This is a genomic window from Pseudomonas sp. TH37 (assembly GCF_016650735.1).
In the GTDB taxonomy this organism is placed as follows: domain Bacteria; phylum Pseudomonadota; class Gammaproteobacteria; order Pseudomonadales; family Pseudomonadaceae; genus Aquipseudomonas; species Aquipseudomonas farris.
Genome location: NZ_JAEKFD010000020.1, coordinates 1 through 6,196 on the forward strand (window position 1 = coordinate 1; position 6,196 = coordinate 6,196).

At 50.3% G+C, this 6,196-nt stretch carries 4 protein-coding genes; 3 read left to right on the plus strand and 1 reads right to left on the minus strand.

Translation table 11 applies throughout. The annotated features are described in order from the left end of the window. Positions 1-3,162, minus strand: a 3,162-nt coding sequence (locus tag JFU11_RS27865; protein WP_201062756.1) for a beta-ketoacyl synthase N-terminal-like domain-containing protein, incomplete at its 3' end; no start/stop codon positions are given. An 815-nt stretch (positions 3,163-3,977) separates the two neighbouring features. Between JFU11_RS27865 and JFU11_RS27870 the strand changes: the two genes are divergently transcribed. From JFU11_RS27870 to JFU11_RS27880, 3 genes are all read left to right on the plus strand, one after another. Beyond that, complete coding sequence (locus JFU11_RS27870; RefSeq protein ID WP_201062757.1) at positions 3,978-4,169, plus strand: MbtH family NRPS accessory protein; 192 nt, start codon at positions 3,978-3,980, stop codon at positions 4,167-4,169. 108 nt (positions 4,170-4,277) lie between these two features. Continuing rightward, positions 4,278-5,021 carry a CPBP family intramembrane glutamic endopeptidase gene (locus JFU11_RS27875; protein WP_201062758.1) on the plus strand — a complete coding sequence of 248 codons (744 nt, stop codon included), beginning with the start codon at positions 4,278-4,280 and terminating at the stop codon, positions 5,019-5,021. Between the two features lie 173 nt (positions 5,022-5,194). Beyond that, positions 5,195-6,196 (plus strand): polyketide synthase (locus tag JFU11_RS27880; protein WP_201062759.1); only part of this gene is annotated, 1,002 nt, incomplete at its 3' end.

Here is a 6,196-nt window from a genome sequence, read left to right on the forward strand (position 1 = left end):
GTCTGCGGTAAGGCCGGATCTGTCGAGGGCCTTATGAATGACTTTTTGCTGAGCAACTCCATTAGGTGCGGTCAGCCCGTTACTGCGCCCATCCTGATTGATTGCTGAGCTCGCAATCACGGCCAGTATTCTGTCGTTATTATCCTGAGCATCTGAAAGGCGCTTGATGATCAAGACCCCGCAGCCTTCCCCCCTGACATAGCCGTCAGCCGCAGCATCAAATATCCGCGCGGATGAGGATTTTGAGGTCATTCCGGCTTTATTGAATGAGGCATCTACAGGAGATGAAAGCAGCGCGTTGACCCCGCCCACCAATGCCAGGTCGCACTCGTGATTGGCCAGACTGTTCAAGGCATTGTGCAGGGCTACTAGGGATGAAGAGCATGCAGTGTCTATGGCCAGGCTCGGGCCTTTGAAGTCGAATACATAGGAAATTCGGTTTGCCGCCAGGCTTAACGCACTACCTGTCAGGAAATAAGGTGTGTCAGAGTGATCGAGCAGGCCGCGTGAATAGTCATTGGAAGAGATGCCAATAAATACACCGGTATCGGATCCCGCCAGTTCTGTCGGTGAAAGAGTGGCATGTTCGAGTGCTTCCCAGGCTGTGGAAAGCAACAACCGTTGCTGCGGATCCATGGAGCGCGCCTCTTCGTCGCTAATGCGGAAGAACCTGGCGTCGAACATAAATAGATCGTCGATGACACCCGCTCGAGCATTTTCCCCACCTTTGGAACCTCCCACTTCGCTCCATCGCGTGGCCAGAGGAGCGAATCCTTGTTGACCCGCAGCAATCATTTGCCAGAACCCCTCGAGGGATGTCGCGCCAGGAAAGTCACAGGCCATTCCAACGATTGCATATTGATGCTGATCGAGGGCGGAGGATTGGGCTGGGCGCTTTCTTGATTGCGATGGGACGGTGTCTGCGAGGTGAGCGCTCAGTTCACCGAGGGTGGGGTAATCGAAGAACTGGGTTGCCGAGACGGAGCGCCCGGCGAACTCAGTCATTAACTGCGCAAGTACGGTAATGTTTATCGAGTCGAGCCCCAGCTCGGCGAAATTTGCATCAGACTTGATTGCATCCTGACTAATGGAAAATTTAATCGTGAGTGTCTCGGCAAGCCACTGGTCGATTTCTGCTTGGCTGCGCCGCGTTGTGCATTTGCTTTCAGGCACCTCGTAAATGGTTTCTGCAAGGGGAGGGGTGGCAGGCCCGCTTTGCCATTGAGCGATCGACAGGACCTCGTTGGCTCGAAGTTTTTTCAGGCATTCTGCGCGGCGAACCTTACCGCTCGAGGTTCTGGGTAGTTGGCCTGGCTTCAACAGATAGATGGCTTGTAAGGCCAGGCCGTGCTCGGTTGCGACGCTTTTTTTGATCAGGGCGAGTATGTGTTCGAAGTCGGCCCCGCGTACTTGAGTACGTTTGACTTCCTGAAAGATGATCACTTTGTCGATGGACTGCTCACCATCCACGAAAGCCGTTGTGCCGCCATGGACCAAGGCTGGATGGCAGCCTGAACAGGAAAACTCGATATCTTGCGGGTAATAATTCTTCCCTCGAATAATGATGACGTCCTTCAGGCGCCCTGTTACGTACAACTGGCCGGCATGGAAAAAACCAAGGTCGCCTGTTCGCATATAGTGAGGGGTTGATGTAGACGTCAGTGTGGCCTGGAAGGTGGTGCGGGTTGCTTCAGAGTTATTCCAATAGCCTTGTCCGACGCCGCCGCTGCAGCACCAGATTTCGCCAATGGCATCTTCGGGCAAGGATTCGTATGTGTTTGGATCGACAATTCTGACGCTGTCATCAGACGGTGAAATGCCTGAGCTCACCAACACACGTCCACCTGCGGTATCGGGTACGACGATCACCCGATTTTCCGCGAAAGCAGCTACATCAATACTGATCGATTCAACCGGCTGGCCCTTGTGGACCGCTGTTACTGCCAGCGTTGCTTCAGCCAGTCCGTAGCACGGCGAGAAGGCTTGTGCGCAGAAACCAAAGCGTGAGAATTTTTCGGTGAATTTGAGCAGGCTATTTGGGTTTATTGGTTCGGCACCGTTATAAGCGACCTTCCAGTTTGACAGGTCCAGATCGGCAGGTATTTCTTCAGTGGCAATGTCTGCACACAGTGCATAAGCAAAATCGGGACCTCCGCTAGTGTGGGCCGCATAGTGGGAAATGGCGTTTAACCACCTGATTGGCTTTTGAACGAAGGTCTCTGGTGGGATGAGAATGCAGCGGGACCCGAGATACAGGGTCTGAACAATATTGCCTAAGCCCATGTCGTGGAAAAGCGGTAGCCAGCACATCCAGTCCGAAGTGTGGTCGTGCTGCCAGTTTTTTTGCGTGAATTGTTGATTTTTAATGAAATTTTCATGAGTCAACATGACCCCTTTAGGGGACCCTGTAGAGCCTGAAGTGTATTGTAGGCAAGCCAAGGTATTACCAGTGATTTTGTCTGAAATAGACAGGTCAGTGGTGGTGTATTGTTCAGAATCCGTTGCTAATAACGGAGGAAGACCATTCAGGGCCAATGGATGATCAGAGTCGGAGAGCCTATGAATGATATCAGTGGTTCCCAATATCGCTGCAGGGCTGCAGTCAACGATGATTTTGTCAATGCGGTCTTGCTTGGAGTTCTTCTTTGGTGCATAGGCAGGAACTGGAATTAGTCCTGCATGAAGGCAGCCATAGAAGGCCACGATGAACTCGATTCCGGTAGGGTAAAACATGAGCATTCTGTCGCCAAAACGACCAATGGTTTGCAGCTTTTTGGCCAGTCCAGCAGAGCGTTGAAATAACTCTGAATAACTTATGGAATGTGTTTCATGCTCTCCGTCAGCAAGAAAAACATAGGCGGTAGCGTCTGGTTTAGTACTTGCCCAGTGAGAAAGGATATGGGTGAGTGAAACAGGATTGCTTGTGTCGTGATCTTTCATCTGAGGGAATTTCCATATATCGCAGATTGTATAAAGATTGATCAAGGTATTGAATAAAACGCCAGTACCCAAAAAAATTAGGGGGAGCTTATTATCACGCTGAGATAGGGTGATCAAGTGAAGAAAATTTTTTTTGCGCGAATGAAAAAATTGGATCCAATCCGCGTAGACTTCTATTTCGAGATGTGTCATATTTTCTATGGCCGCTTGCAGGCGCAGCACGCAAGAGGCCTGGATGCTGCACTCTTAATGGACTAAAAGGCAGGAGCTTCATGTTGCAAGTACAGGGAGCAAGTCGGTGTCTAGGTGGGATTCCGGCTATAGATCTGGTGGGTCTTTCCCATGTTTTCGTATGGGGTAGGGTAATTCTGGCCTACTTCGAATCGTATGTATTGGTACGTCTGTGCCGGGTTATAGCTACTGCTGTTATCTTGCGGTCATCAAGGGCCGTGCAGGTCGCCAGCAAGTATCCTGATGAGTTCTTATTGCGGGAGCAGTGCTCTCCCCATTGCTCCGCTGAGGCAGTCAGTCTCTCTTATATTATTTTTTTCACCGTCCCGATATTGTGCTTGTGGATGAGTGTCTGTCTCTTATCAATTTGCTCCGTGTCATTTGTTCTTGGTGGATAATACACTTGTGTCTTTTATAGGAGGCCGATCTGATCTCCGGAGAAGGTTCGTGTTCGATGACTTATGTCATGTCTCTTGGATTCGGCAGGGTTTCTAATATTAGGGCGTCTCGGATCAGTTCATGCCGCAAGCCGGCCGAGGCCCTTCGGTGGCGTGGTTTCGGGGCTAGTCAGTCGTGCCTCCGAGGTCTTCCGGCTTCAGTCGGGTGTGAAGTGCTCTATCTGTTATATATCCAGGGTTATCTGGATGGCGCTGCGCGTGAGAGGTGGTGCTTTCATGTGCTGTGAAAAAAATGGAAGTGGTAAAGGCGAATTGGCTAATTTTTAACGGGTGTTATTCGTTTTGATTGGTGAGGGGTCTTATTGCTTTGAGTTTATGGAATTCTGATCGTAAACAGAGGGTGAAAATATGGATGTTGAGGCAAAAGAGGTTTATGTCGTTGTCGTGAATGCAAGGCGACAGTATTCGATATGGAGTAAGCATAAAGAATTACCTTTAGGCTGGAAGAGTGTCGGATACGAGGGGGCCAAAGACGCTTGTTTGAGTCACATTAATGAAGTCTGGACGGATATGACACCCTTTGCTGAAGCCGCTTCATAGCGTCCACCTGATATTGCAAGTGGGGAATAGCCGTGTGTTGCACGCGGTGATTCTCAGATGTGCACGTTAAAATTGAATATTGGCTGCTAGTCGAACTGAGTATGTTTGATGATAACTGTTTATTATTTAATTATTTTTTCGGTGTTGCCTTTTTTAGAGGGGGGGTGGCAACTTACGTCGATGGCGTGCGCAGCAATTTTGGTGGGCTTGGTAGTCACCAAAGTGAAGGCGGGAAGCCATAGTCTGTTTGGATTGTTCGTCATGGTTGCTGCGATATCTCGGGTTGAATATTTTCAGCTTCCCTGGCCAGTACCATTGGTAGTGCCGATAGCGGCCTATGCGTATATCGATTCTAAACGTCGAGAAAAAGCAGGCTTTAAGTGGTGGCCTGGGAAGGAAGAGTGGCGGGCTAGTACCTGGAGCTACTCTATTCTAGGTGCGGGCTGTGCCACGCTGGGGCTCTTTGTATGGTATTCGATTGTATCACCTGATTTTTCTCGATTTACTGCAATGATTCCTCATTTGTCATGGTGGATTATTATTCCTGCGGGCGTGGCCTTTTACTGCATAAATGCGGCTGTTGAGGAATGGATTTTTCGCGGGATTCTATTCAAGGAACTAAGTTTTTCAGGTGTTTCGATAGGCTGGATCATCCTATTCCAGGCGGTATCGTTTGGTTGTCTGCATTGGCAAGGTATTCCGGGAGGCAAGGCTGGCGTGCTATTGAGTGGGCTCTATGGAGTTGTCCAAGGGTGGGTGCGCTGGCGCTCAGGTGGCTTGCTTGCTCCGTGGATGTCCCATGTCGTGGCTGATCTTGTTATTTTTTCACTGGTACTGCAAAGCTTGGCTTGAAACGCTAATTCGCAGTTGTCGTTGAGCGCGCGGGAAACTTCATACAAATATCGATTTTAACTTCTCTGAAATAAGTCAGTGGAGCGATTTCGAACGACTTTAGCTAGGGGATTGGCTCTTCAACTGCCGAGCAGGGAACAGCGCCATTCAGAGTGCTTCGAGAGGACAGGGATATGGTATCGAAGGCTGGAGAACTTTCAGTAGTCAAAGCAGCGCTGTTGAAAATTGAGAAGCTGCAATCAGAGCTCTACGACTTGCGATCATCTGCAGATGAAGGCTTCGCCATTGTTGGCATGAGTTGTCGTATGCCGGGCGGGGTACAGAGTCCGGAGGATCTATGGAAAACGGTGGTCGCCAAGCGCTGCGTGATCATGGATCCACCCTCCACGAGATGTTTTGATTTCGGAGGCGTGGACCATTCTATTTCCAACCCGGATATCGCTGCAAAGATGCGGGGTGGATATGTTCAAGATCCGTACGCCTTGGATAGCCGTTTCTTCGGAATCTCTCATCGTGAGCTTCAGTCTCTGGATCCGCAGCAACGTTGCCTATTGGAGCTGACCTGGGAAGCGTTTGAGCATGCCGGTATCGATCCTGAGAAATTGCGTGATTCGAGTACGGGGGTCTTCGTTGGCATTACTTCCAATGACTACGGACGACTTCTGGAGATGGCCGGTAGCGCGCAGGAGCGTGACGCGTATTTTGTCACCGGTAATGTTCTGAATACTGCCGCAGGCCGCATTGCTCACACTTGGGGCTTGAGAGGCCCCGCCATTTCATTGGATACGGCTTGCTCATCGTCGCTTTCGGCTTTGCACCTTGGGATTGGTAGCCTGCGTAGTTGCGAATCCTCGATGGCAATCATTTCGGGCGTTAACCTGATCTTCTCTCCAGTGGCCACCTTGGCACTGCAAAAAGCTAACGTGATTTCAGCGTCCGGTTATTGCAAGCCTTTCGATGCGGCGGCGGATGGGTATGTCCGAAGTGAGGGAGGAGGGGTGCTTATCCTCAAGCGGCTCTCGGACGCGTTAGATTCGAATGACAGAATTTTCGCGGTGGTCAAGGGGACTGCGATGAACCATGTCGGACCAAGTGCAGGATTGACTGTTCCTACCGAATCTTCGCAAATTGATCTGATAAAGCGAGCGTTAAAAGCATCCGGTCTTACCGCAGAT